Consider the following 23,274-nt stretch of genomic DNA (forward strand, 5'->3'; position numbering starts at 1 on the left):
GACGTCACACCGTCGCGACCAGCAGCTCTTCCGCGTTGTCCGGCGGGCGCAGGCCGTCGGTCCGATCGGCGAAGTAGCGGCGCGCGAGATCCGCGGCCGACACATGCTCGGCCCGCGCGAAGCCGGCCCCGGTCGCGAGCGCACGAATCTCCGCCGGCATGAAGAAGCTGATGAACGGCGTGCCGCTCGCGCGCGCGCCCTTCGCGGCCATTTCGAGCCCCGGGCGCACGTCCGGATCGGCATGCTCGAGCGGCAGCAGGAACGTCATCGCGAACGTCGAGCCCGGCGCGAGCGACGCGACTTCGCGCAGCGCCGCCGCGTTCGCGTCGCGCGTCAGGTACATGCTGACGCCGGTGGACACGACGACCGCCGGCTTGCCTGCATCGAAGCCCGCGCGCACGAGCGCGTCGCGCCACGACTGCTTCGCTTCGAAATCGACCGGCACGAACCGCAGCCAGTCCGGCACGCCGAAGCCGAGCTCGGTCAGCCGGCGGCGCTTCCACGCCTGCGGCGCGGGCGGATCGACCTCGAAGACGGTCAGGCGCGACGCCATCTCGGGCCGGCGCTGCGCGAAGCTGTCGAGGCCCGCGCCGAGGATCACGTACTGGCTCACGCCCCGCGCGGCCTGCTCGACGACGAGATCCTCGATGAAGCGCGCCCGCGCGACGATCGACGCGCGAAACGGCCGCGTGAACTGCGGATCCATGTCGCCGCGCTGCTGCCAGCCGGGCGCCGGCGCGAGCAGGCGCAGTCCGATTTCGTCCACGAGCACGTGCGGCGGCGCATCGAGCTCGACGTGCAGCGCGCGCCACAGCGCGACGCGCGCGGCGGTGCTGTCAGGGGCGTCCGGATGAAGGTCGGTCATCGTCTCGTCCTCATGCGCGCGGCTGGTGCGGCGCCCGCAGGCGCCACGCACGGCCGTCGGGATTGCGTACGCTCATGTCGCGGCCCGCGACGCATTACATCGTGTTCGCCCGCGCCGCCACCCGCGCGAACAACGCGTCGAGGTCGAAGCCGGTCGTATCGATGCCGATCGTGTCGCGCAGGCACGCGCCCCACGCGGCCGCGTCGTCGAACGTGACGGTGCGCCCCGCGCCCGCCGCGTCGCGCAGCGTCAGCACGGTGTTGAACAGCGCCGCGCGGCCGTCCGGCAGCACGCGGCAGGCGATCAGGTCGTTGACGAAGATCGACTCGGGATAGGTCGACGTGAACCAGTTCGCGGCGTCGTAATCGATCCACTCGGCCGGCTTCAGCGAAAAGCGGTAGGTCGTCTGCCAGCCGTCGGGGATCTGGAACTGCATGTCGAATTCGCCGTCGACCGGCGCGTCGACGACGCGAAACGCCCCATGCGGCGTCAGCTGCCGCTCGCCCGGCACGAAGCGCAGCGGCGCGGTGAGCGTCGCGCTGCCGAAGCCGATGTCGGCGAGCCACGCCGCGCCGTCGAGATCGATGCGCAGCAGCATGTGGGTCTGCGCGGTGACGAGCTCGGGCGGCCGCATCCAGCGCACGCGCGCGATCAGCGGCGTCACGCGAAAGCCGATCGTCGTGAGCGCGGTGTAGAAGAGCTTGTTGAGTTCGAAGCAGTAGCCGCCGCGGCGGCGCCCGACCACCTTGTCGACGATCGCGGGCAGGTCGAGCGCGACGCGCGCGCCGGTCAGCGGATTGAGGTTTTCGAACGGAATGGCCTGCGGCTGCAGCAGGTGCAGCCGTCGCAGCACGTCGAGCGTCGGCTCGGCCGGGCCGTCGTAGCCGATGCGGGCGAAGTAGCGCGAGAGGTCGAACGAGTCAGTCATGAACCGGCACCGGAAACGGGGAACACGCCACGATAGCATCGAGCGATATCCCCATGTTGCGCGGGGCCATCCCGGATCGCCGCTCGCGCGGCCGGCGCCGCAGCGGGTGCGGCCGCGTTACGGCAGCAGCTTCAGCGCGGACGACGCGACCGACGGCACCGCAATGCCCTGGCTCGTCGCGAACTGCACGGCCTGGCTGAGCGTCGACGCGAGCGACTGCAACTGGCCCGGCGCGCTTTGCGCGATATACGACGCGGCCTGCATGTTCTGCGGATTCAGGCCCGACTGCAGCAGCGATGCCGCGCTGGTCGAACCGAGATTACCGAGCCCCGACTGCAGCTGCGAGTACTGCGTCAGACCCTGGCCGAGCGATGCCAGACCGTTGCTGAACGCCTGCTTGTCGATCGGGCCGTGCGACGCCCCGCCGCTCGCGAACGCCTGGCCGAGCGCCTGCGACACCGACTGCTGCGCGCCGCCCATCTGCGACAGCGCGGCCGGCGTCAGCGCATTGCCGCCGCCGAGCAGGCCGGCGGCCTGCTGCGCCTGACCGGCCGCGCCGGTGAGCCCCATCGCCGACGCGAGCGACGACTGCCCGACCAGCACCTGCTGGTTCGCGCCGACGTACGCCTGCATCAACTGCGCGACGCCGCCCTGCGCGGGTGCGGCCTGCTGTTGCCCGCCGCCGAGCAGCGCCGAGCCGATCGACTGGAGGTCGAGTTGTGCACGGGCGGTGCCGTTCACGCCGAGCATGATGCCGAAGGCGATGCCCGCCGATGCCAGGTGCTTGCCCGTCGCGCGAATGTGCTTCATGTGTTTCCCTCGTGCCCGAATATGTTTGAGGCCGATATTGTCGAAGCGCGCCGCGCGCCGCCGCAACGACTGAAACACATCGATACGAAATCGCCCGGCACGACCGTCGCCCGGCGCGCGGATTCATCCGGATTTGCCGCGCGATATAGGGCTGGCGCCGCGATTCGTTCCTGCATCGCGGCAATCCCGGCGACGCCCGGTATGCGCCGGCGCTGCGCCGGTGTCGGCCGGCGCTGTTGTGCGACAGCGTGATGCCCGGCGCACCAATGGCAGGATTAGCCAGCGCGTTTCGAGGTGTGGAAACGAACCGGGCGGCACGCGGCCGCCCGGTTCGTCACTTGCGTTCGGCGTGTGTCACGGGCCCGCCGGCCGTCGCATTACGCAGCCATCCAGCCCGGCAGCCGCCGGCCGACCCAGTCGGCCGCCTGCTCGTAGCCGCGCGCGAGCTGCAGCACGGCGAGATCCGCGCGCGGCCGGCCGATCAGCTGCATCCCCATCGGCAACCCCGCATCGTTGAAGCCCACCGGCACGCTGATCACCGGGCAGCCGGCCAGCGTCCACGGCACGACCGTTTCCATCCAGCGGTGGTAGGTATCCATCGCGCGGCCCGCGATTTCCTTCGGCCAGCGCTGCTCGACGTCGAACGGGAACACCTGCGCGGTCGGCGCGGCGATGAAGTCGTAGCGATCGAAGAAGCCCAGCACGGCCTGGTGCCACGCGGTGCGCTCGACGCTCGCGTCGAACACCTCGGCCCCCTGCATCGCGAGCAGCCCTTCGACCTCGTAGATCGCCTCGGGCTTCAGCAGCGCACGCCGTGCCGGGTCGCGATAGTGCGCGAGCAGCCCGCCGCCGGACAGCAGGTGCCGATGCGCGAGCCACAGCCGCCAGATGCGCTCCGGTGCGAACGCCGGCAGCGCGGCATCGACGTCGCAGCCGATCTCGCGCAGCGTCGCTAGGCCCTGTTCGCACTGCGCGAGCACGCCCGGCTCGGTCGCGAGATAGCCGTTCCAGTCGCCGACCCACGCGATGCGCTTGCCGCGCAGGTCCGTGTCGAGCGGCTTCGCGAACACGGCCGGATCTTCCGCGAGCGACAGCGGATCGTTCGGGTCGTAGCCGGCCTGGATCGCGAGCAGCTGCGCGACGTCGCCGACCGTGCGGCCCATCGGCCCCTCGATGCCGAGCTGCTGCATGAACACGTCGACGCCTGGCCAGCGCGGCACGCGGCCCTGCGACGGACGCAAGCCGTAGATGTTGCAGAACGCGGCCGGATTGCGCAGCGAGCCACCGAAGTCGCTGCCGTCCGCGACCGGCAGCATGCGCGCGGCCAGCGCCGCCGCCGTGCCGCCGCTGCTGCCGCCCGCGCTCTTCGTCAGGTCGTACGGATTGCGCGTCGCGCCGTGGATTTCGTTGAACGTATGCGAGCCGAGGCCGAACTCCGGCGTGTTGGTCTTGCCGATGAAGATCGCGCCCGCCGCGCGCATCCGGCCGACGCCGACCGAATCGGCCTGCGGCACGTGATCGCGGAAGATCGGCGAGCCGTAGGTCGTGCGCAGCCCTTTCGTCATCGCGAGATCCTTCGGCGCCTGCGGCATTCCGTGCAGCCAGCCGTGGTACTCGCCGCGGGCGAGTGCCGCGTCCTTTTCCGCCGCTTCGGCGAGCAGCGTGGCGCGATCGCGCAGCGAAATCAACGCGTTCACCGCGCCGTTCACGCGCTCGATGTGATCGAGATACGCACGCATCGTCTCGACGCACGAGACCGCCTTGCCGCGGATCGCCGACGCGAGTTCGCCGGCCGACAGGCGCACGATCGGGTCGACGGTGATGGAAGCGGGTGCGAGAAGCTGCGGGGCGCCATGCGGCATGCGAGGTCTCCTGGAATCGGAATGGAATGGCGGGCCGCAGCGTGGCGGCGGTCCGTCCCGAACGGCCTGGACAGCCCGGGAGAAGGCCGCGCCGCGGCCGATGCACTACTCTACGCGAGGCCGGATCGCCGACCTCCGATATTTTCCGCCGCGATTCATTGAGGATCCGACTAAATCGGCGTGGTGCGCCACTCGACGGCCCGCCCCGGGCCACCGCGCGGCCGGTCAGTGAAAACGTTTATGCGCATAAACTTAAATTTCTTATATTTCTAATAGGCGCGCCGGACGTTGACGACATTTTTACGCGGCCGCCCGATCTCTTTAGGTCGGGCGATCCGGCGCCGCGCTACGCTGCAAACATCTCGATTCCGGAGCATCTCCCATGCTCAAACTGCTGGTTCCGGTCGGCCATTCGCCGCGTTCGCTGCAGGCGGTCCGCCATGCGACCTTCCTGTATCGCGAACGCTGCGCGTCGGAAATCGTGCTGATCAACGTCCAGCCGCCGCTCGAAGCGACGCGGCTCGAGGCATTTCACTCGCTGTCGCGACTGCGCTCGATCGAGGACCAGTTCGCGTGCGACGATCTGGCGACGGCCGAGCGGGTGCTGCGGGAAGCCGGCGTCCGATACAGCGTCGTGAAGAAGGTCGGGCCGGTGGCCGACACGATCGCGGCCGTTGCGGCCGAGACGGGCTGCGACGAAATCGTCGTGGTCGCGCCGCGGCACGATCCGTTTCATCAGATGCTGTCGATGTTCGGTCGCAGCGTGATGGGCCGCCTCGTGCGGATTTCGAACGTGCCGGTGACGGCGGTCAGATGAGCGGCACGCGGTGCGGCGCTCGCCGCTTACTTGATGACCTTGCGCCAGAACACGAGATAGGTCGCGGCTGACGATGCAACCAGCAGAATCGCCCACATCGGCGCGAGACTGATCAGGACGGACGATACGTTAAGCATTTGGATTCCTCACTAATTCGATAGCGATGTTCAATACGTACCCGCTGCGTTCGGAGCCGCGGCGCCCATCGCCTGCCGCGCATCGCGTTCCGTTGAAACATGCATTCATGCTATCGCTCTGACCGCCGGCACGACCGTCTCGCCCTGCCCGCCGTCTGACATTCGTCAAGCTCGCGTCAATCGCGCGGCGGCGCGTGCGGCCAACGTGCCTTTTCGTCGTCCGCACGGTAAAAACGGGACGCGATCAGCCGGGCTCATCGTCATTTCTGCAGACGTTTACCGGGGGAAGCCCCAAGTGCTTCGAGAATCGTCTCCGCGTTACGCTTGAGCGACGAGGAGACGAACCATGAGACGAGTCGTACACATCGCTTTTTTCGCGCTGCTGGTCTATCTGATCGGCGATCGCGCACTGCTGCACGCGCAAGGCCGCGATGCCAGCCCGACCGCCTGCTCGCAGGGCGCCGAGCAGGTGAAATACGCCGCGCTCGGCAAGGGCTTCGGCAGCGCGGCGGCCGACAGCCAGAGCGAAGCGTTCATGTCGAGCTGCCTCGTGTCCGGGCGCGGTAATCAGGACGTCGCGGTGGCGGCCCGTTGAGGCCGACCGGGCGCCGCGCCGGTCGCATGCGTGTCGCGGCGCCTGGGCGCCAACTGTGATCCGTGGCGCCTTCCGAGGTTCTTTCGCTTGCCACCGGCGGCATTGGCTCGCCGGTAGCGGCAGTACGAATACGCCAACCATCCGAAGATCGCGGCGACCGATGAGCGTTCGCCGCGACACGTCACGCACGTCGCAGCGATAGCGACTTGCGCGAATCGCTCGGCACCGTCCATCGCTTCTCCTACCGGGTTCCCCCGTCACGAGCACGCGAGCACGTCGTGCGCTCCCTTTCGTACCGCCGCTTCCCGCCCGTTAGCCGAGCCGGTTTTCCATCGCGTCAAGTTGCGTTCGGTTGCACCGCGTCTGGCGGCCGCATCCCGTAACCCGCCCGCCCCAGCCGCCCCTTCCTCCTGGGCATGCCAATTGCGACTCGATTGCCCCCTCCCCACGAGTCGCGATCATGAACGACAACGAGCCCCTCGATTCCGCGGAGCAGCGTCCGCGTGCCGCAACGTGGCTCCGCCGCCTCGGGCCGGGCCTCGTCACCGGTGCCGCGGACGACGATCCGTCCGGCATCGGCACGTACTCGCAGGCGGGCGCGCAGTTCGGCTTCGAATTGCTGTGGGCGCTCTTGCTGACGTATCCGCTGATGACGGCGATCCAGCTGGTCAGCGCGCGCATCGGCCGCGTGACGGGCAAGGGCCTCGCGTCGAACATGCGCACGCACTATCCGCCGTGGCTGCTCTACGTCACCGTCGTGCTGCTGATCGTCGCGAACGTGATCAACATCGCGGCCGACCTGTCGGCGATGGGCGCAGCGGTCAAGCTCCTGCTGCACGGCCCGCAAGAACTCTACGTCGTGTGCCTCGGCGGCGCATCGGCCCTGCTGCAGATCCTCGTGCCGTACGACCGCTACGCGCGCCTGCTCAAATGGACCGCGCTGGTCCTGCTCGCCTACGTCGCCGTGGCGCTCATCGTGCCCGTCCCGTGGGGCGAGGTCGGCCGTGCGCTCGTGTTGCCGCGCGTCCAGCTGTCCGCCGCCTACCTGACCACGGTCATCGCCGTGCTCGGCACCACGATCAGCCCGTACCTGTTCTTCTGGCAGGCATCGCAGGAAGTCGAGGAACTGCGCGCGGTGCCGAACCAGCAGTCGTTGCGGCACGCGCCTCACCAGGCCCCCGCGCAGTTGCGCCGGATCAACTTCGATACGTGGGTCGGGATGGGCGTGTCGAACGTCATCGCGTTCTTCATCACGCTGACGGCCGCGGCCACGCTGAACCTGCACCACATCGACGTGAAGACGTCGGCGGATGCCGCGCGGGCGCTCGAGCCGATCGGCGGGCACTTCGCGTACGTGCTGTTCGCGCTCGGAATCATCGGCACCGGCTTGCTGGCGCTGCCGGTCCTCGCGGGGTCAGCCGCCTATGCGGCCGCGGGCACTTTCCGCTGGCGCAGCAGCCTCGCGCTGCAATTCGGCGTCGCGCGCGAATTCTATGCGGTCATCGCACTGGCGATCATCGGCGGCGTCGCGATCACGTTCATGCATTTCGACCCGATCCGCGCGCTCTACTGGAGTGCGGTCATCAACGGCGTGACCGCCGTGCCGATCATGGTCGTGATGATGCTGATGGCCCATAGCACGCGCATCATGGGCAAGTTCGCGATCACCGGCCTGCTGGCCTGGGGCGGCTGGCTCGCGACGTTCGCGATGGCGGTCGCGGCGTTGGGCGTGTTCGTGCCGGGCTGAGCAGGTGGAGCCGCGCCGGCCGGCGCGGCACCGGATACACCGGCGTCACGCGAGCCGGCACACGCACCGGCAACGCATGCCGCGGAACAGAAGGAGAACGCATCGTGGCGAAGAAAGCACCGGGATCGGCACGGCTGCCGTCCAGCGACCAGCGCGCGCAGATTCTCGCGCGCCTGCGCAGCGGCAAGATGGCGCGCTCGATACACACGTATACGCGCGGCAGCGCCGAGCGCTTCTACGCATGGCTCGCGGACCATCGCTCCGGCACCCTGCCCGACGGCCCCGCGGTGTGGATCGGCGGCGACTGCCATCTCGGCAATCTGGGGCCCGTCGCGGCGAAGACGGGCGAGGTTGCCGTGCAGATCCGCGATCTCGACCAGAGCGTGATCGGCAATCCCGTACACGACCTGCTGCGTCTCGGCTTCTCGCTCGCGACCGCGGCGCGCAGCTCCGATCTGCCCGGGATCATCACGTGGCGGATGGTCGAAGCGCTCATCGCCGGATACGAGCAGGCGTTCGACAGCCGGCACCGCGCCGAGACCAGTCACCTGCAACGCCCAACCGCGATCAAGATCGCGATGAAGGCGGCGCTGCACCGATCGTGGCGCAAGCTCGACCGGCAGACGATCCAGAACGTGACGCCGCGCATTCCGCTCGGCAAACGCTTCTGGCCGCTGTCCGAGCGCGAGCGGAGCGCCATCCACGCGCTGTTCGAATCCACCCCGGATTCGCCGATCGGCGCGGCGCTCAGCCGCGCGCCACACCGCGACGCGAGGATGAAGGTGCTCGACGCCGCCTTCTGGGTAAAGGGATGCAGCTCGCTCGGACGGCGCCGCTTCGCGGTCATGCTCGATATCGACGACGCGTGTTCCGACGGCCATCCGCCGTATCTGATCGACATCAAGGAGGCCGCGGCGGCGAAGGCCCCGAAGGATCCCGGCGTGCGCATGCCACGCGATCCCGCGCAACGGGTGCTCGAAGGCGCGCGGCACGTATCGCCGATGCTGGGCAGCCGGATGTGCGCGGCACGCCTCGACGGATGTCCCGTCGTCATACGCGAATTGATGCCGCAGGATCTGAAACTGGACGCGGAACGGATGTCGGAGGCCGATGCGGTCAAAGTCGCGCGCTATCTGGCGCTGGTGATCGGCAACGCGCATGCCGCGCAGATGGACCACGCGACGCAACGCGCGTGGTGCGGCGAGTTGCGGCGCCAGCACCCGAAGACGGCCGACGCGCCGTCATGGCTGTGGCGAAGCATCATCGAACTGATGGCCGCGCACGAAGAGGCGTATCTCGAACATTGCCGGCGCCATGTGGTCGGCAAGACGGTCCGTTGACATCGCCGCCGGTCGTGCGTCGTTGCGATGGACGCACGATCGTGAACGGCTCGGCCCGCGCGATCTCAGTCTTTCGCCGGACGAACCACCAGCTCGTTGAACCCGGTGAGCGCATCGTGCTCGCGGGAAAAACGATGCGCGGCCAACGATACGAGCAGGATCTCGGCGGTCGTGCGCACCACGCAGCCGCTCGCGACGTGGCCGCCCGAGACGCGGCCATGCGCGTCGGACACCGCCATGTGCAGGTGCGCGCCGTCCGGCGAGACCGAGCCGGCAAGCGTCAGGATCTCGAGATCGCCGCGCAGCTCGGTCGGCGCAGCGACGCCGGCATAGCGCAGCTGCGCGACGTTCAGGCTGCCGATGCCCTGGATCACGAATGCTGCATGCGCGTCGAGTCGACGCAGCGCCTGCTCGATCGACGCGCGCAGATCGTCGCCGGGGGAAAGACGCAGAGGATGGGCTTGCATGGGCGGTAACCTGCTGATGGAGTCGGGGGTAGGCAAAGCGTACGTTCGACACGGCAATCCGGCAAGCCGCCAGCCGGATCGGCCGCCGCGCCTGCGTCGCGACTACGGGAACGATGCCGATGCGTCATTCGTTCGCACCGGACACGCCGCATCACCCGCATCACCCGCGACGATCGCGCGCGAGCAACCCGTACAGCGCGCTGTCCGACACCTCGTCGCCGACGATCCAGCGTTCGCGCAGCACGCCTTCCCTGACGAACCCAAGCCGTTCGAGCAGCGCGGCGGATGCGACGTTGCGCGGATCGATGTCGGCCTCGATGCGGTTCAGGCGCAGCGTGCCGAACGCGTGGTCGATGACCGCCGACGCGGCCTCGCGCATATAGCCGCCGCGCCAGTAGCGGCGCCGCAGGCTGAAACCGATTTCCGCGCGCCGGCATTGCTCGTGCGCATGAAACAGCACGCATTCGCCGAGCACGTCGCCGGTGTCCCGGGCTTCGAGCACGCAGACGAGATCCTGGCCGCTGGCGGTCGTTGCGAGGTTGCGCGCGACGCGCTCGGCGGCCTGCCGCCAATCCGTGAGCGGCGCGAACGACGCATAGCGCATCGCCTGCGCATCGGACCAGAGGTCGAAGAACGCGTGAGCGTCCGTGTCGCGAAGCGGACGCAGGACGAGTCGGGACGTATGCAGCGTGACGGGTTCGAACAAGGGCATCGCGGCGGCCGGGGAAAAAACGCAAGCATGAATTAGAACACGCTATCCGGAGGCCGGCCATCGCGTGCGTTCGCGCTGTCCGGCACGCACGATCCGCTGCCCGAAACGAAAAAAGCCCGGACACATCGTCCGGGCCTTCCACATCGCCTTTGCCACGCGCCGCGCTTATGCCTCGAGCGCTTCGAGCACCTTCCCCTTCGTCTCGATCCCGACGAAATGAACGGTCACGGCGGCGATCAGCGGCACGATGCCGATCAGGTAGAACGCCGGCGCGAGATTGCCGCCGATGATCGCGTGCGGCACGATCATCGGCGCCGCGAACGACGCGATCTTCAGCCACGCGCTGCCGAGCCCGCAGCCCGACGCGCGGATGCTCGTCGGATACTGTTCCGGCGTATAGACGTACGCGGTGATGAAGCCCGATGCCATCAGCCCCAGCGACAGCGAGCAAAAGGTCGCGACGACGTACACCGACGACGCGTGGTAGATGCCCGCGAACGCCAGCGACAGCGCGCACAGCACGAACGACCACACGATCACCGGCTTGCGGCCGAGCTTGTCGACCAGCAGCGCGGACGCGAGCGAACCGAGCACGCCCATCACCGAGCCGATCACCGCGAGATTCAGCGCGAGCTGCAGCGGCGCGTGATAGAAGTTCTTGTAGATCGTCGGCAGCCACGTGGACAGCCCGTACTGGATGAACCCGCAGGTCGCCCACAGCGTCGCCACCGCGAGCGTGCGCTTGCGATACGCGGCACTGAACAGGTCGCTCATCCGGCGCTTCGGGTGCTGGCGCACCATCTCGTCGTACGCGGCCACCTGCGTGACCGGCGGCAGTTCGCCGCGCACCGACGCTTCGAACACGCCGACCGCGCGCCCGGCTTCCGGGAGCCGCCCGCGCGACGCGAGCCAGCGCGGCGATTCCGGCACCAGACGCGTGAGCACCAGCGCGAGAATCAGCGGCAGCCCGCCGACGAAATACATGATCTCCCAGCCGAACCGCGGCACGAGCCACGCGCCGAGCGCCATCGATACCAGCAGGCCGATCGGGAACACGATTTCGTACAGCAGCACGAAGCGGCCGCGGCCGTGCGCGCGCGTGATTTCGTTGATGTACGTGGCCGCGACCGGCAGCTCGCCGCCGAGGCCGAGCCCCTGCAGGATCCGCAGCAGCACGAACACCTCGAACGTCGGCGCGAAGCCGCACGCGATGCTGGTGATGCCGATCACCGCGGAACTCCACGCGATCGCCTTCACGCGGCCATGCTTCTCCGCGAGCGCGGGAAACAGGAATGCGCCGATCAGCTGGCCGATCGCGCCGGACGCGATCAGCATGCCGATCTGCGTCGGCGACAGCCCCCACTTGTGAATCAGCAGCGGCAGCGTCGCCGCGATCGTGATCACGTCGAAGCCGTCGAAGAACGTCGCGGTGCCGATCAGCACGCGCGCGCGGATCTGCATCGCGTTGGCCGGAAGCCGCTCGAGCCGCGCGATGATCGCGCCGGGCGTGGAGGCGGCAGCTTCCATCGTGGCCCTGCCGGCCACGACGTTGTCGAAAGTGCTCATGCGGGGTGTCTCCTGGGTCTTTGTACCGGTTTCGCCGGTCAGGCAAGCGCTTGGGTCGTGTCCGCCAGGGCTTCCGTGTTCACTGCCCGGCCCTGGTTCATCCACTTGCGTGCGAGCTTGAGCTCGCGCGCGTTGTTGATGGCGATGACACCTCTCACATGTCCGTCGCCCACGAAAAACAGCGTCGCACGTCGCGCGGCGAGATCGCCGCGCACGACGAGCTGCGCATCGGCCGGCAGATCGCCGAGGATCTGCAGGTTCACGTCGTATTGATCGGACCAGAACCACGGAATCTCGGCGTACGGCGCGCGCACGCCGAGCACGGCCTTCGCGGCCGCGATCGCCTGGTTCTGCGCGTTCGCCCACGATTCGAGCCGCACGCGCCGCTTCAGCCAGCCGTTGTGATGGTTCGCGACGTCGCCGCACGCGAAGATCGCCGGATCGCTGGTCGCGCCGAATTCGTCGACCACGATGCCGTCGTCGACTGCGAGGCCCGCGTCGCTCGCGAGTGTCGCATTCAGCGCAAGGCCGATGCCGGCCACCGCGAAATCGGCGTCGATCGTCGTGCCGTCCGCAAGCGTCGCGCGCACCTTCGATGCGTCGTCCGGCTGCGCGTCGAGCGATGCGAGCGCCGCGCCGAGGCGCACGTCGACACCGTTCGCGCGATGCAGGTCGAGCAGGAAGTCCGACACGACCTGCGGCACCGAGCGGCCGCACAGCCGCGGCGCGCCTTCGACGACCACCGCTTCGACGCCGAGCTTGCGCGCGGTCGCCGCGACCTCCAGGCCGATCCAGCCGCCGCCGATCACGAGCACACGCCGGCTCGCGCGCAGCTTCTCGCCGAGCGCGGCCGCTTCGTCGAGCGTACGCAGGTAATGCAGGTTCGGGGTCCTGACGATCGAGTCAGGCAAGCGACGCGACGTGCCGCCGGTCGCGATCACGAGGCGGTCGTATTCGACTTCGAGACCGCTTTCGATTTTCACCACGCGGCGCGCACGGTCGATCGACACCGCGCGTTCCGGCTGCCATGCCTCGACGTTCAGCGCGGCGAATTCGTCCGGGCGCACGACGCGCACGGTCTCGATGTCCGCGTCACCGGCCAGCACGGCCTTCGACAGCGGCGGACGCTCGTACGGCAGGTGCGGCTCGTCGGCGATCATCACGAGACGGCCCGCGAAGCCCTCCGCGCGCAGCGTCTTCAGCACCCAGCCGGCGGCCTGGCCGCCGCCGATCACGACGACCGTGCGAGGCGCGGCCGGTTCCTGCGAGTTCGTTGCGCTCATGATTTGCGCTCCGTCATGAACTTGCCTTCCGGCGCCTTCGCATTCTTCTGCCGGCGCGTGTTGCCGTCGAGGCCGCCGTCGACGGCCCATTCGGCGAACACGGTCGGGCCCGGTTCGAATTCGCGCGGCTGCCATTCGGGCGTCAGCACGTCTTCGTCCGCGTAGTACTCGATCAGCGCGCCGGCCGGGTTCTGGAAGTACCAGAAATACGCGGACGACACCGGATGACGCCCCGGGCCGAGCTGCGTTTCCCAGCCGCAGCGGTCGATGTGCATGCCGCCGCCGAACACTTCGTGGATGTCGCGCACGGTGAACGCGACGTGGTTCAGGCCGCGCTTGCCATTGGGCAACGCGAGCAGGAACAGGTCGTGGTGGCCGCCGTGCGGCGCGCAGCGCATGAACGCGCCGCGGCCCGGATAGCGGTCCGACGTCTCGAAGCCGAGCAGCTCGTGATAGAACTTCTCCTGCGCGTCGAGGCAGTTCGTGAAGAACACGACGTGGCCGACCTCGACCGGCTCGGCGCGCGCATAGATCGGGCTCGGCTGGTCGACCCGAGCCGTCCGGCCCCACACGTTCGACGGCGAGCCGGTGATGTCGAGTGCGCGCTTGCGCGTCACCTCGATGCGGATCGCCATCCCGTTCGGATCGATGCAGCCGACCGCATCGTCCTGCGTGTAATAGCCGGGCTGGCCGGCCAGCTTCGTGCGCAGTGCGTCGACTTCCTGCTGCGTCGCGACGCCCCACGTGACTTCGCGCAGCGTCGGGCCCGCTTCGAACGCGGGCGGCAGCGACGGATCGTCGGCCTTCACGACCAGCACGGTGCAGCCGTTCAGCGTTTCGAAACGTGCGCGCGTGTCGTCGTGCGCGACTTCCTTCAGGCCCCAGTCGGCAAAGAAGCGCCGGCACGTCGCGAGGTCGTCGACACCGTACGTGATCTGCTCGATACCCAAGATGCTCATTGCGTCATTCCCCTTCGCTCAGTTCGCCCACGGCAGCGGCGCGTCGTTCAAGCCCCAGTAGAGGCTCTTCTGCTGCATGTACTCGCGGATGCCGAGACGGCCCTTCTCGCGGCCCATCCCGCTCTCCTTCCAGCCCGAGAACGGCGTGGAGATCGAAAACAGCTTGTACGTGTTGATCCAGACGGTGCCCGTCTCCAGCGCCCGCGCGATGCGCCATGCGCGCTTGTAGTCGCGGGTCCAGATGCCGGCGGCGAGGCCGAACACGCTGTCGTTCGCCTGCGCGATCAGCGACGCTTCGTCGTCGAACGGCATCGCGACCAGCACCGGCCCGAAGATTTCCTCCTGGCAGATGCGCGCGCTGTTCGGCAAGCCTTCGAGAATCGTCGGCTGGTAGAAGAAGCCGTCCTCGCGCCCGTCGCCCGACGGCCGTTCGCCGCCGCACAGCAGGCGGCCGCCTTCCTCCAGCCCGAGCGCGACGTAGCGTTCCACCGATTCACGATGCTTCGCGGTGATCAGCGGGCCCATCTGCGTGTCGGGCCGCGTCGGGTCGCCCACGCGCAGCTTGCGTGCGCCCGCGACCAGGCGCTTCATGAACTCGTCGTATACCGAGCGCTGCACGAACAGCCGCGAACCCGCGATGCACGCTTCGCCCGACGAGCTGAAGATGCCGTACAGCACGCCGTTCACCGCGTGATCGAGATCCGCGTCGTCGCATACGATCGTCGGCGACTTGCCGCCGAGTTCGAGCGATACGGGCATCAGCTTTTCCGCCGCGATGCGCGCGATGCCGCGGCCCACTTCGGTGCCGCCGGTAAACGACACCTTCTTCACGAGCGGATGGCGCACCAGCACGTCGCCGATCACCGAGCCCTTGCCCGGCAGCACACTCAGCACGCCCTTCGGCACGCCGGCTTCCTCGCAGATGCGGGCCAGCGCGAGCGACACGAGCGGCGTCACCTCGGCCGGCTTGAGCACCACCGCGTTGCCGCCGGCGAGCGCGGGCGCGAGCTTCTGTGCGTCGGACGCGATCGGCGAATTCCACGGCGTGATCGCCGCGATCACGCCGATCGGCTCGTGCACGCTCATCGTCAGGTAGTCGCCGCGCGACGGCGTCAGTTCTTCGTCGAGCGTTTCCAGGCACGCCGCGAAATAGCGGAACGTGTTGGCCGCACTCGCCACCAGCACGCGCGTCTCACCGATCGGCTTGCCGTTGTCGCGGCGCTGCAGGTTCGCGAGCGCCTCGTGACGCTGCATGATCAGGTCGGCGATCCGGTACAGCACCAGCGCGCGCTGGTGCGGCTTGAGGCCGGCCCAGTCGGCGCGCCGCCACGCGGCGTCGGCGGCCACGACGGCGTCGGCCGCGTCTTCCGCGTTCGCCGTCGAGACTTCCATGTTCAGCGACTGGTCGGCCGGATAGATGCTCGCGTAAGGCGCGCCGCGGCCGCGCCGCCACTCGCCGCCGATCAGGATATCGCCGTTGGGTACGAGGCTCGTATCGAATGGAGTCATGTCACAAGTCCCACAAATCTGTCTCTGCGCAGCCGCCCGCGCCGTGGCGCCGGCGGCCGTTCAATGGCCCGAATGGCCGCGTCGGCCTGGTTGTCCGGGTTGTCTGCCTGCTCAGATCACGCAGCGGGCCGCGCGGTTGCGCAGCGCGCGGATCGCGCTGTACGCGGTCAACGCGGACGTCTTCGGGTTGTCGGGCAACGGCTTGCCGCTCATTTCGAGCGACATCTCGCCGAACGCGCCGCGCGCGGTGATGCGGTGCACGTTGCGTTCGACCGCCGGATCGGCGATCAGGCGCACGTGCGTCGCGTCGAGGCCGAGGCCCGCGAGCGCGACCGTCGCCGCGACGTTCGCGTTCTTCGGATACAGGCGCGCGGCGTCGCGCGCACTGCCTTCGAAGATCACCTTTTCCCCGGTCATCGCACGCAAGTCGCAGAGCTCCTCGGCGGGCGTGCCGAGCCAGCCGAGCGGCGGCTTGCGGCCAACGTACAGCACTTCGTCGAGGCCGCCCTGCTTCGCGGACGCCAGCGCGTCGATCCCGCCGATCGCGCCGGACAGCAGCGTCACCGTCGTGCCGCCCTCGTCGGCCGCCTGCGACAGCACGTCGAGCAGCGCGAGGTCGGACAGCGCGCCGATCGAGGCGACCGCGCAGTCGGTGCCGGCCTTCAGCAACGGCACGACGTGATCGACGAGCGCGCTGTGACCCGCGCATTCGAGCGCGAACTCGGGGCGACGAGCCAGCGCGTCGACCGACGACACGACCTCCACCGCACCGCCGAGCTCGCGCTGCACCGCGTCGCGCTGATGCTCGGGCACGATCACGTGCGCGACGCGCAACGACGCATCGTGCTCGACCGCGTGATACACGGCGGCACCGATCGCGCCGAAGCCGATCATCGCGACGTCGACGGGCGCATGCCCGTGTCGCTGGCCGTTATGCATACTGGCGCTCCGACGGCGTCTCTTCCTTCTTCACCGGCGGGCCCGCGAACTGCGATGCGAACGAGCCGACCGACAGCATGTCGACTTCGACCATCACCGGCCCTTCCTTCGCGATCCCTTCGCGCACGATCGCTTCCGCCTGGTCGAGCGACGTGATCCGGTAGTGCGTGAGGCCGAAGCTCGCGCAGAACTGCGCGAAATCCGGCTGGTGCAGCTGCACGAAGCAGCGGCGGCCGCCGTAGTGCGCGTCCTGGATGTTGCGGATCACGCCGTAGCACTGGTCGTTCATCAGCACGATCATCACGTTCGCGTTTTCCTGCACGGCCGTCACGAGCTCGCCGACGTTGACCATCAGGCCGCCGTCGCCGACCAGGCAGACCGTCTTCGCCGCCGAGCCGGCCAGCGCCGCGCCGATGCCCATCTGGATGCCCTGGCCGATGCCGCCGCCGAGCGCATGCACGCCCGCGCGCGGTTCGAAGATCTTCAGCAGGCGGTTGCCCCACGTGCTGTTCGAGATCGTCACGTCGCGCACCCAGTTGTAGTCGCGGCCCACCGCGCCCTGCAGCGTATCGACCAGCTGCTTGTACGGCCCGAGGCCTTCCGCCACGCTCGCGACGGCCGCTTCGCGCGCCGCCGCGAGATCGCCCGCGAACTGCGGATCGACCGACAGGCGGCCTTCGAGGCGGTCGGCCAGCTCGGCCAGCACGCGCTTCGAATCGCCGTGCACGAACAGCTCGTTGCGATAGCCGCGGTTGTCGGCGAGTGCATCGGCGTCGACGCGGAACAGCGGCTGCGGCAGCGCGAGCTTGTACTTCAGCGTCTCGTTGCCGCGCAGGCGCGAGCCGACCACGACGAGCGCGTCGCAGGTCTTGTAGAACGCTTCGACCGCCGAATGCACGTTGAACGCGCCGAGCGTCGCCGGGTGATCCTCGGGCAGCACGCCGCGGCCCTGCACGCTCGTCACGACGCCGAAGCCGAGCTTCACCAGGCGTTCGACTTCCGCACGCGCATGACGCGCGCCGCCGCCGAGCCACAGCAGCGGACGGCGCTTGGCCGCCAGCGCGTCGGCGAGCTTCGCGACGCGTGCGTCATCGTGCTCGCGCACCGCGACGTGCGCCGGCGCGAGATCTTCCGGCCATTCGATTTCAGCGGCCTGGATGTCGATCGGGATCTCGACCGACACGGGGCCCGTCGGCGCCGTCTGCGCGATGCGCACGGCTTCGCGGATCGTCGGCAGCACGGTCTCGACCGTGCGCACGCGGAACGCGGCCTTCGAGATCGCATCGAGCATCGTGAGCTGGTCCGGCGCTTCGTGGATGTACGCCAGATCCTGGTCGAGGTACGGCGTCTCGATCTGCCCCGTGATGTGCAGCAGTGCCGTGCCGGCCGTCAGTGCCTCGACCATCGCGCCGGCCGCGTTGCCCGCCGCCGTGCCGGTGCTCGTGAACGCGACACCGAGGCCGCCCGACACGCGGGCCAGCCCGTCGGCCATGTTCACCGCGCCCGCTTCACCGCGCGCGCCGACATACCGGATGTTGCCGCGCGAGTTGATCGCGTCGAGGATCGGCATGTTGTGGATCGAGATGACACCGAATGCGGTTTTGACGTCGCACTGCTCGAGAAAGGCGGCAATCAGCTCGCCAACCGTGGTTTTTTTAGACATGGCGTGCAAAGCCTCCAGAAACGTCGATATGGCTGCCCGTCGTGTAGGACGACAGATGCGTTGCGAGATAAAAAAGTGCCCAGGCTGCCTCGTCGGGCTTGCCGAAGCGGTTCAGCGGAATGTTCTTCTTGCGGGCGAGCGCGCCCGTCCAGTCCTCCCAGCTTTCGCCGGCCGGCGCCTGCGCTTCGTAGCGGCGGCGCCACTGCCCCGACTCGACGATGCCGATCAGGATCGAGTTCACGCGGATGCGCTGCGGCGCGAGTTCGGTCGCGAGCGACTTCACGAGGCTCAGCACGCCCGCCCGCGCCGACGACGTCGCGACCATGTGCGGCTCCGGCTGCAGCGCGAGCAGCGAATTCACGCAGGTGATCGTCGGCGCGGCCGCATCGCGCAACAGCGGCAGGAACGCGCGCGTCGGACGGATGATGCTGAAGTACTTCAGTTCGAGCTCTTCGCGCCACGCGTCGTCGGTCGTGTCGGCGAAAGTCGACACGCGGCCCTGGCCTGCGTTGTTGACGAGCATGTCGGCGCGGCCGAAGCGGTCGGACACGGCCTGCGCGAACGCGGCCACGTCGGCTTCGTCGAGCACGTTGCAGCGCACCGCGAGCAGCGGCGCGCCCGGATATTTCTCGCCGAGCATCGCCTCGGCGCGCGCGAGACGCTCGCCGTCGCGGCCGCAAATCGCGACCGATGCGCCGGCCTGCAGGAACCGTTCGGCAGTCGCGAGGCCGATGCCGGACGAACCGCCCGTCACCACCGCCACCTGCCCGGTCAGATCGATCTGAATCATCGCAGTCCTAAAGCCTTGAGAAACGTGTGCTCGTCATCCGAGCGGTAATTGAGCCGCCGCGACAGTTCCGCCGCCGCGCGCTGCACCTTGTCGATCAGGCCGTCGGCGATCAGCGCCGCGTCGATCTCCGGCCGCGGCACCGTCACCGTGATGCATGCGACGATCCTCTGCGTGTCGTTGCGCACCGGCGCCGTGACCACCGAGATGCCGCGCTCGAACGATGAATTGCTGACGCCGTAGCCGCGCAGCGCATCTTCCCGGATCACTTCGTAGAGCGCGTCGACCGTTTCCGGCGTCGCGCTCGTCATCCGGTTCAGCGTGCCTTCCGGATACAGCGCACGCAACTCCTTCAGCGACAGGTCGCCCATCAGCACGTGGCCGTGGGTCGTCGCATGCGCGGGCAGCCGCGTGCCGACGTTCACGCGAATCGAGCTGAACACCGGCGACTGGCTCTGCGCCTTCGCGACGAACACCACGTCGCGGCCGTCGCGGATCACGATGTGCGTCGTGAAGCCGGTCGCATCGCGCAGGCTCTCGATCACCGGCAGGCCGAGATCGGTCAGCTCGAGCGAGCTCAGGTATTCGAAGCCGAGCCGCAGCACGGCGATGCCGAGCTTGTAGTTGCGATCCTTGTCCGCACGCTCGAGAAAGCCGAGCGATTCGAGCGTCTGCAGCAGACGGAACACCGTCGTGCGCGGAATGCCGAGGCGCTTGGACAGTTCCGGCGCGCCGAGCACCGGCTCGCGCGGCGAGAATTCGGCGAGGATCCGCAAACCGCGTTCGAGGCCCGGCACCACGTAGTTGGCCTCGGACTTCGCGGTATCCGCATCCTGTTGTTGCAACGGTTCGCTCATGATGCCTCCGGTCGGGCCGCCCCAGGGGCACGTTGAAATGCATGTCGGGATCGGGCGGGCTGCGCGCCCCCAAGCGAACGAATGTGAGCGTGGAGGTAGTTCATTCCAGCCCCCGTTGACGGTCGCATTGACGGCAGAACGTATCGATCAGCGACGAATACACGGCCGGCGCTTCCACGTAGCCCGCATGACCGGCCTGCGGAATCACCTGCAGCCCGACGTGCGCGGCAGCGGCGATCCGCTCGCAGGCAGCCGGCGGCGTGATCGCGTCGTTCGCGCCGACCGCCACCGCCGTGCGGCCGCGAAAGCCGGCGAGATCGGACGCGAGATCGGCGTTCGCGAGCAGATGCGTGGCCTGCGCGTAGCCGGCCGGCACGATGCGCGCCATGTTCCAGCGTACCCATGCACGCGCATCCTCGCTCGCGAAACCCGACAGCATGTTGCCGCTGCGCTGTTCGGCGAGTCCGGCCGGGCCGAGTTCGTCGAGCATCGCGAGGCGTGCATCGCGGCGCGTGTCGCGCGTTTCCGCGGGCGCGCTGCCGTAGCCGCCCGCGGGCGAGATCAGCAGCAGGCCGGCGATCCGCGCGGGCATCACGCGGGCCAACCCGCCCGCGACGATCGCGCCGAGCGAATGCCCGACCAGCACGCAGCGTTCGATGCCGAGTGCCTCGAGCCACGCGTTCAGCGACGCCGCGTAATCGGCGGCCGCCGGCGACGCGCCGTGCACGGGTGTCGACACGCCGTAGCCGGGCGCATCCCAAGCGAGCACGCGGCGCGACGAGCCGAGCGAGTCGAGCTGGCACACCCACGATGCGGCGCCCGAGCCGATCCCGTGCAGCAGCACGACGGGCAGCGCGCGGCCCGCATGCTGCGCGCCGGCCTCGCGATAACCGATCGTGCCCGCCGCGCCGGCCGCGCAGCGCTGTTCGGGAAACTGCCCGAGCAGCGCGGCGAACGCCGCGGTGCGGTCGCGTTCACGTTTGTCGATGACACGCATTGCTTGCTCCGCCCCGTCTCAGCGCTTGATCTTCGCGAGCGGCGAATCCGGCGGATACGTCGGCGTGATGGGCTTCGGCGAACCGAGCATCACGCACATCAGCGCGTCTTCCTCGCCGATGTTGATTTCCGTGCGGTACACGCCCGGCGGCACCGAGATCAGGTCGCGCTCGCCGAGGATCGCTTCCCAGGTCTCGCCGTCGCGCTCGCAGATCACCTTCATCTTGCCGCGCAGCACGAAGAAGATTTCTTCCACGTCGATATGGATGTGGCTCGGGCCGATGTTGCCGGCCGGAATGACCATCGTCGAGAACGTGAAGTTGCCGGCCGGCACCGTGTTGACGTCCTTCGCGACGCCCGTGCCGCCCGTGCCGACGTAGCGCATCTGCGCACGGCGGTACTTCGGGTCGTAGTCGGCCTGGAACTTCAGTGCGTCCCAGTCGTAGCGCCGCGTCGCGTAGCGCGCGACGCGCCCTTCCATCCAGTCGTTGAAGCTTGCGCCTTCCGGCTGGTCCCACGACTTGCGTTCGAGATCGGCGTCCGCCATCGTCCTCTCCTTCATCAGAGTGAAAACTTCAAATCAATTCATTACGAAGCCGCCGTTTACCGGCAGCAATTGACCCGTCACGAAGCGCGCGCCGTCCGACAGCAGGAACAGCACGGGGCCCGTCACGTCCTCGGGCACCTGCGCGCGCGTCAGCGCGCGGCCCTGCATGTAGAACGCGTGGCGTTCCGCCGGCACGTAGGCCGTCGCCTCGACTTCGGTGAGCCCCGGCGCGATCGCGTTGACCGTCACGCCGTGCGCACCGAACTCGCGCGCCTGCGCATGCGTCATCGCGATCACGGCGCCCTTGCTGGCGACGTACGCGAGCAGCTTCGGCGCGCCCCACAGCGCGGTGTCCGATGCGAGGTTCACGATCGCGCCGCGGCCCGATTGCGCGAGGTACGGCAGCGCCGCATTGCTCACGAGCCAGACGCCGCGCACGTTCACGTTCATCACGGCATCCCAGGTCGACACGTCGAGCTCCGTCGACAGCTTGCCGCCCGAGTTCGTGATCGCCGCGTTGTTGATCAGTGCGTCGATGCCGCCGAGCGCTTGTGCGCCCTGCGCGACGAAAGCCGTGACGCTCGCCGGATCGGCCAGGTCGAGCGTGAAGAAATGCGCGGTGTGGCCGGCTTGCGTGAGCTGCGCGGCCAGCGCGCGGCCCTCTTCGGCGAGCACGTCGCCGAACGCGACCTGCGCGCCCGCTTCGACGAGCGCCTTCACGAACGCGGCGCCGAGACCGCGCGCGCCGCCCGTGACGAGCACGCGGCGCCCCGGCAGCGACACGACCGGAGCGAACTCAGCCATTCGCGGGCTCCGCCGCGGCGTGCGCCGCGCGATGCGCGTCGAGCGCGGACAGGTGTTCCTGCGCGCGCTGGCGCAGCATCCGGCGCACGCGCGTGATGCCGACGTCGTGCTGGTACAGGTATTCGTGATCGCGCGCGTGCGGCGCGAGGCTTTCGAGAACGTAGCGGTCCTGCTCGAGCACGTCCCAGTGCAGGCCCTCGAGGCGGTTGCGGTACATGAAGCGCCACACGTCGCGCTGCCAGCCGCTGACCTTGCGCGTACGCCAGAAGTAGACCTGGCAGTTGTCGCCGTCGACCGGCGTCGCGAAGCCGATGATCCCGAAGTTGCCGCCCGGGCCGAACTTCTGCTTGTACGGAATCGCGAGGCGCATCCACAGGCAGCCGGTTTCGCCGAGCTCGACCCAGTCGAAGTTCACGTCGCGCTGGCCGATCTTCTCGAACATCAGGCCCGTTTCCGTCTTGCGCACACGCATGTCGGCCTGCTTGTCGCCTTCGGCCATCGAGTGCGACGTCGCGTGCAGGTACGCGCCGTGCATCGGGTCCATCACGTTGTCGATCGCGTACTGGTAATTGCACTTCCAGTTCGACACGCACAGGAAGTGCGCGTATTCGTCGGCGACCAGTTCTTCCGGCAGGTTCAGCGGCGCCGGCTCGCCGTGCGCTTCGTCGCCGAACCACAGGAAGATCGCGCCGGCCTTCTCTTCGACCGGATACGACTTCACGCACTTCGTGCCTTCGAGCGGACAGTTCGATACGGCCGGCACGCGGTTGACCGTGCCGCCGCCGTCGACTTCGATGCCGTGATACCAGCACGCGATGCTGCCGCCGAGGTTCCAGCCGAGCGACAGGCGCGCGCCGCGGTGCGGACAGCGATCTTCCAGCGCGTGGACCTTCCCTTCGTGATCGCGCCACAGCACGATCTGCTCGGACAGGCGCGTGAGGCCGACCGGCGCGTTCGACACCTGCCAGCTCGGGGCGACGGGATACCAGTAGTTCTTGATGCCGCGGTCGAGGTAGTCGCGGACCGGGTCGTGTTGTGTTTCGTGTTGTGCGGGGGACGTCATCAGTGTGCTCCGGATGCGGTT

Annotated in this window: 22 protein-coding genes; 4 read left to right on the forward strand and 18 right to left on the reverse strand. The window is 68.7% G+C overall.

Features of this window, described 5'->3' with window-relative positions:
- Positions 1-4 precede the first annotated feature (4 nt).
- From DIE17_RS21005 to DIE17_RS21020, 4 genes are all read right to left on the reverse strand, one after another.
- Positions 5-865, reverse strand: coding sequence for a class I SAM-dependent methyltransferase (locus DIE17_RS21005; RefSeq protein ID WP_124666734.1), 861 nt, complete (start codon positions 863-865; stop codon positions 5-7).
- A 94-nt stretch (positions 866-959) separates the two neighbouring features.
- Positions 960-1,793, reverse strand: coding sequence for an arylamine N-acetyltransferase (locus DIE17_RS21010; protein ID WP_124488167.1), 834 nt, complete (start codon positions 1,791-1,793; stop codon positions 960-962).
- A 117-nt stretch (positions 1,794-1,910) separates the two neighbouring features.
- On the reverse strand, positions 1,911-2,603 hold the full coding sequence (locus DIE17_RS21015) for a hypothetical protein (RefSeq protein ID WP_124666735.1): 693 nt from the start codon (positions 2,601-2,603) through the stop codon (positions 1,911-1,913).
- A 377-nt stretch (positions 2,604-2,980) separates the two neighbouring features.
- Entirely contained in the window at positions 2,981-4,465 is a 1,485-nt protein-coding gene (locus DIE17_RS21020; protein WP_124666736.1) for an amidase, read from the reverse strand.
- A 382-nt stretch (positions 4,466-4,847) separates the two neighbouring features.
- Between DIE17_RS21020 and DIE17_RS21025 the strand changes: the two genes are divergently transcribed.
- From DIE17_RS21025 to DIE17_RS21040, 4 genes are all read left to right on the forward strand, one after another.
- Entirely contained in the window at positions 4,848-5,282 is a 435-nt protein-coding gene (locus DIE17_RS21025) for a universal stress protein (protein WP_124666737.1), read from the forward strand.
- 483 nt (positions 5,283-5,765) lie between these two features.
- Positions 5,766-6,014: an adhesin gene (locus DIE17_RS21030; protein WP_124520772.1), complete on the forward strand. Its 249-nt coding sequence runs from the start codon at positions 5,766-5,768 to the stop codon at positions 6,012-6,014.
- A gap of 460 nt (positions 6,015-6,474) precedes the next feature.
- Complete coding sequence (locus DIE17_RS21035; RefSeq protein WP_124646340.1) at positions 6,475-7,761, forward strand: Nramp family divalent metal transporter; 1,287 nt, start codon at positions 6,475-6,477, stop codon at positions 7,759-7,761.
- Positions 7,762-7,865: 104 nt separating this feature from the next.
- On the forward strand, positions 7,866-9,101 hold the full coding sequence (locus tag DIE17_RS21040) for a DUF2252 family protein (RefSeq protein ID WP_124666738.1): 1,236 nt from the start codon (positions 7,866-7,868) through the stop codon (positions 9,099-9,101).
- 65 nt (positions 9,102-9,166) lie between these two features.
- Here DIE17_RS21040 and DIE17_RS21045 read toward each other — a convergent pair whose 3' ends face one another.
- From DIE17_RS21045 to DIE17_RS21110, 14 genes are all read right to left on the reverse strand, one after another.
- The gene (locus DIE17_RS21045) at positions 9,167-9,568 is read right to left on the reverse strand and encodes a PPC domain-containing DNA-binding protein (protein ID WP_124666739.1); all 402 of its coding nucleotides are present in this window, start codon (positions 9,566-9,568) and stop codon (positions 9,167-9,169) included.
- A gap of 160 nt (positions 9,569-9,728) precedes the next feature.
- Positions 9,729-10,280: a GNAT family N-acetyltransferase gene (locus DIE17_RS21050; RefSeq protein ID WP_124666740.1), complete on the reverse strand. Its 552-nt coding sequence runs from the start codon at positions 10,278-10,280 to the stop codon at positions 9,729-9,731.
- A gap of 165 nt (positions 10,281-10,445) precedes the next feature.
- The gene (locus DIE17_RS21055; protein ID WP_044843182.1) at positions 10,446-11,846 is read right to left on the reverse strand and encodes an MFS transporter; all 1,401 of its coding nucleotides are present in this window, start codon (positions 11,844-11,846) and stop codon (positions 10,446-10,448) included.
- Between the two features lie 38 nt (positions 11,847-11,884).
- Entirely contained in the window at positions 11,885-13,129 is a 1,245-nt protein-coding gene (locus DIE17_RS21060; protein ID WP_044843181.1) for an NAD(P)/FAD-dependent oxidoreductase, read from the reverse strand.
- A complete protein-coding gene (locus DIE17_RS21065) occupies positions 13,126-14,088 on the reverse strand; it encodes a VOC family protein (protein WP_124666741.1) in 963 nt (320 codons plus the stop codon). The genes DIE17_RS21060 and DIE17_RS21065 overlap by 4 nt, the downstream gene beginning before the upstream one ends.
- 18 nt (positions 14,089-14,106) lie before the next feature.
- Positions 14,107-15,597 (reverse strand): aldehyde dehydrogenase, encoded by a 1,491-nt coding sequence (locus DIE17_RS21070; protein WP_124488176.1) that lies wholly within the window; start codon positions 15,595-15,597, stop codon positions 14,107-14,109.
- Positions 15,598-15,708: 111 nt separating this feature from the next.
- The gene (locus DIE17_RS21075; protein WP_044843178.1) at positions 15,709-16,536 is read right to left on the reverse strand and encodes an aspartate dehydrogenase; all 828 of its coding nucleotides are present in this window, start codon (positions 16,534-16,536) and stop codon (positions 15,709-15,711) included.
- Complete coding sequence (locus DIE17_RS21080; protein ID WP_124666742.1) at positions 16,529-18,199, reverse strand: thiamine pyrophosphate-binding protein; 1,671 nt, start codon at positions 18,197-18,199, stop codon at positions 16,529-16,531. The genes DIE17_RS21075 and DIE17_RS21080 overlap by 8 nt, the downstream gene beginning before the upstream one ends.
- Positions 18,192-18,989 carry an SDR family oxidoreductase gene (locus tag DIE17_RS21085; protein ID WP_124488178.1) on the reverse strand — a complete coding sequence of 266 codons (798 nt, stop codon included), beginning with the start codon at positions 18,987-18,989 and terminating at the stop codon, positions 18,192-18,194. The genes DIE17_RS21080 and DIE17_RS21085 overlap by 8 nt, the downstream gene beginning before the upstream one ends.
- Positions 18,986-19,843 (reverse strand): IclR family transcriptional regulator, encoded by an 858-nt coding sequence (locus DIE17_RS21090; protein ID WP_124488179.1) that lies wholly within the window; start codon positions 19,841-19,843, stop codon positions 18,986-18,988. The genes DIE17_RS21085 and DIE17_RS21090 overlap by 4 nt, the downstream gene beginning before the upstream one ends.
- A gap of 100 nt (positions 19,844-19,943) precedes the next feature.
- Entirely contained in the window at positions 19,944-20,840 is an 897-nt protein-coding gene (locus DIE17_RS21095) for an alpha/beta fold hydrolase (protein WP_124646344.1), read from the reverse strand.
- Positions 20,841-20,858: 18 nt separating this feature from the next.
- Positions 20,859-21,386, reverse strand: a complete 528-nt coding sequence (locus tag DIE17_RS21100; RefSeq protein ID WP_034180369.1) for a cupin domain-containing protein — start codon at positions 21,384-21,386, stop codon at positions 20,859-20,861.
- A gap of 33 nt (positions 21,387-21,419) precedes the next feature.
- Positions 21,420-22,190, reverse strand: a complete 771-nt coding sequence (locus tag DIE17_RS21105) for an SDR family oxidoreductase (protein WP_124921268.1) — start codon at positions 22,188-22,190, stop codon at positions 21,420-21,422.
- Complete coding sequence (locus DIE17_RS21110; protein WP_124488182.1) at positions 22,183-23,253, reverse strand: aromatic ring-hydroxylating dioxygenase subunit alpha; 1,071 nt, start codon at positions 23,251-23,253, stop codon at positions 22,183-22,185. The genes DIE17_RS21105 and DIE17_RS21110 overlap by 8 nt, the downstream gene beginning before the upstream one ends.
- Positions 23,254-23,274: the final 21 nt, after the last annotated feature.

The sequence above is a fragment of the Burkholderia sp. Bp9099 genome (genome assembly GCF_003857805.1).
Classification (GTDB): Bacteria; Pseudomonadota; Gammaproteobacteria; order Burkholderiales; family Burkholderiaceae; genus Burkholderia.

Coding starts and splice junctions, on each gene's coding strand:
- DIE17_RS21005 (WP_124666734.1), bottom strand. CDS start 865: ATGACCGACCTTCATCCGGACGCCCCTGACAGCACCGCCGCGCGCGTC.
- DIE17_RS21085 (WP_124488178.1), bottom strand. CDS start 18,989: ATGATTCAGATCGATCTGACCGGGCAGGTGGCGGTGGTGACGGGCGGT.
- DIE17_RS21105 (WP_124921268.1), bottom strand. CDS start 22,190: ATGGCTGAGTTCGCTCCGGTCGTGTCGCTGCCGGGGCGCCGCGTGCTC.
- DIE17_RS21020 (WP_124666736.1), bottom strand. CDS start 4,465: ATGCCGCATGGCGCCCCGCAGCTTCTCGCACCCGCTTCCATCACCGTC.
- DIE17_RS21090 (WP_124488179.1), bottom strand. CDS start 19,843: ATGAGCGAACCGTTGCAACAACAGGATGCGGATACCGCGAAGTCCGAG.
- DIE17_RS21110 (WP_124488182.1), bottom strand. CDS start 23,253: ATGACGTCCCCCGCACAACACGAAACACAACACGACCCGGTCCGCGAC.
- DIE17_RS21045 (WP_124666739.1), bottom strand. CDS start 9,568: ATGCAAGCCCATCCTCTGCGTCTTTCCCCCGGCGACGATCTGCGCGCG.
- DIE17_RS21055 (WP_044843182.1), bottom strand. CDS start 11,846: ATGAGCACTTTCGACAACGTCGTGGCCGGCAGGGCCACGATGGAAGCT.
- DIE17_RS21080 (WP_124666742.1), bottom strand. CDS start 18,199: ATGTCTAAAAAAACCACGGTTGGCGAGCTGATTGCCGCCTTTCTCGAG.
- DIE17_RS21070 (WP_124488176.1), bottom strand. CDS start 15,597: ATGACTCCATTCGATACGAGCCTCGTACCCAACGGCGATATCCTGATC.
- DIE17_RS21100 (WP_034180369.1), bottom strand. CDS start 21,386: ATGGCGGACGCCGATCTCGAACGCAAGTCGTGGGACCAGCCGGAAGGC.
- DIE17_RS21025 (WP_124666737.1), top strand. CDS start 4,848: ATGCTCAAACTGCTGGTTCCGGTCGGCCATTCGCCGCGTTCGCTGCAG.
- DIE17_RS21030 (WP_124520772.1), top strand. CDS start 5,766: ATGAGACGAGTCGTACACATCGCTTTTTTCGCGCTGCTGGTCTATCTG.
- DIE17_RS21015 (WP_124666735.1), bottom strand. CDS start 2,603: ATGAAGCACATTCGCGCGACGGGCAAGCACCTGGCATCGGCGGGCATC.
- DIE17_RS21010 (WP_124488167.1), bottom strand. CDS start 1,793: ATGACTGACTCGTTCGACCTCTCGCGCTACTTCGCCCGCATCGGCTAC.
- DIE17_RS21065 (WP_124666741.1), bottom strand. CDS start 14,088: ATGAGCATCTTGGGTATCGAGCAGATCACGTACGGTGTCGACGACCTC.
- DIE17_RS21095 (WP_124646344.1), bottom strand. CDS start 20,840: ATGCGTGTCATCGACAAACGTGAACGCGACCGCACCGCGGCGTTCGCC.
- DIE17_RS21050 (WP_124666740.1), bottom strand. CDS start 10,280: ATGCCCTTGTTCGAACCCGTCACGCTGCATACGTCCCGACTCGTCCTG.
- DIE17_RS21060 (WP_044843181.1), bottom strand. CDS start 13,129: ATGAGCGCAACGAACTCGCAGGAACCGGCCGCGCCTCGCACGGTCGTC.
- DIE17_RS21075 (WP_044843178.1), bottom strand. CDS start 16,536: ATGCATAACGGCCAGCGACACGGGCATGCGCCCGTCGACGTCGCGATG.
- DIE17_RS21035 (WP_124646340.1), top strand. CDS start 6,475: ATGAACGACAACGAGCCCCTCGATTCCGCGGAGCAGCGTCCGCGTGCC.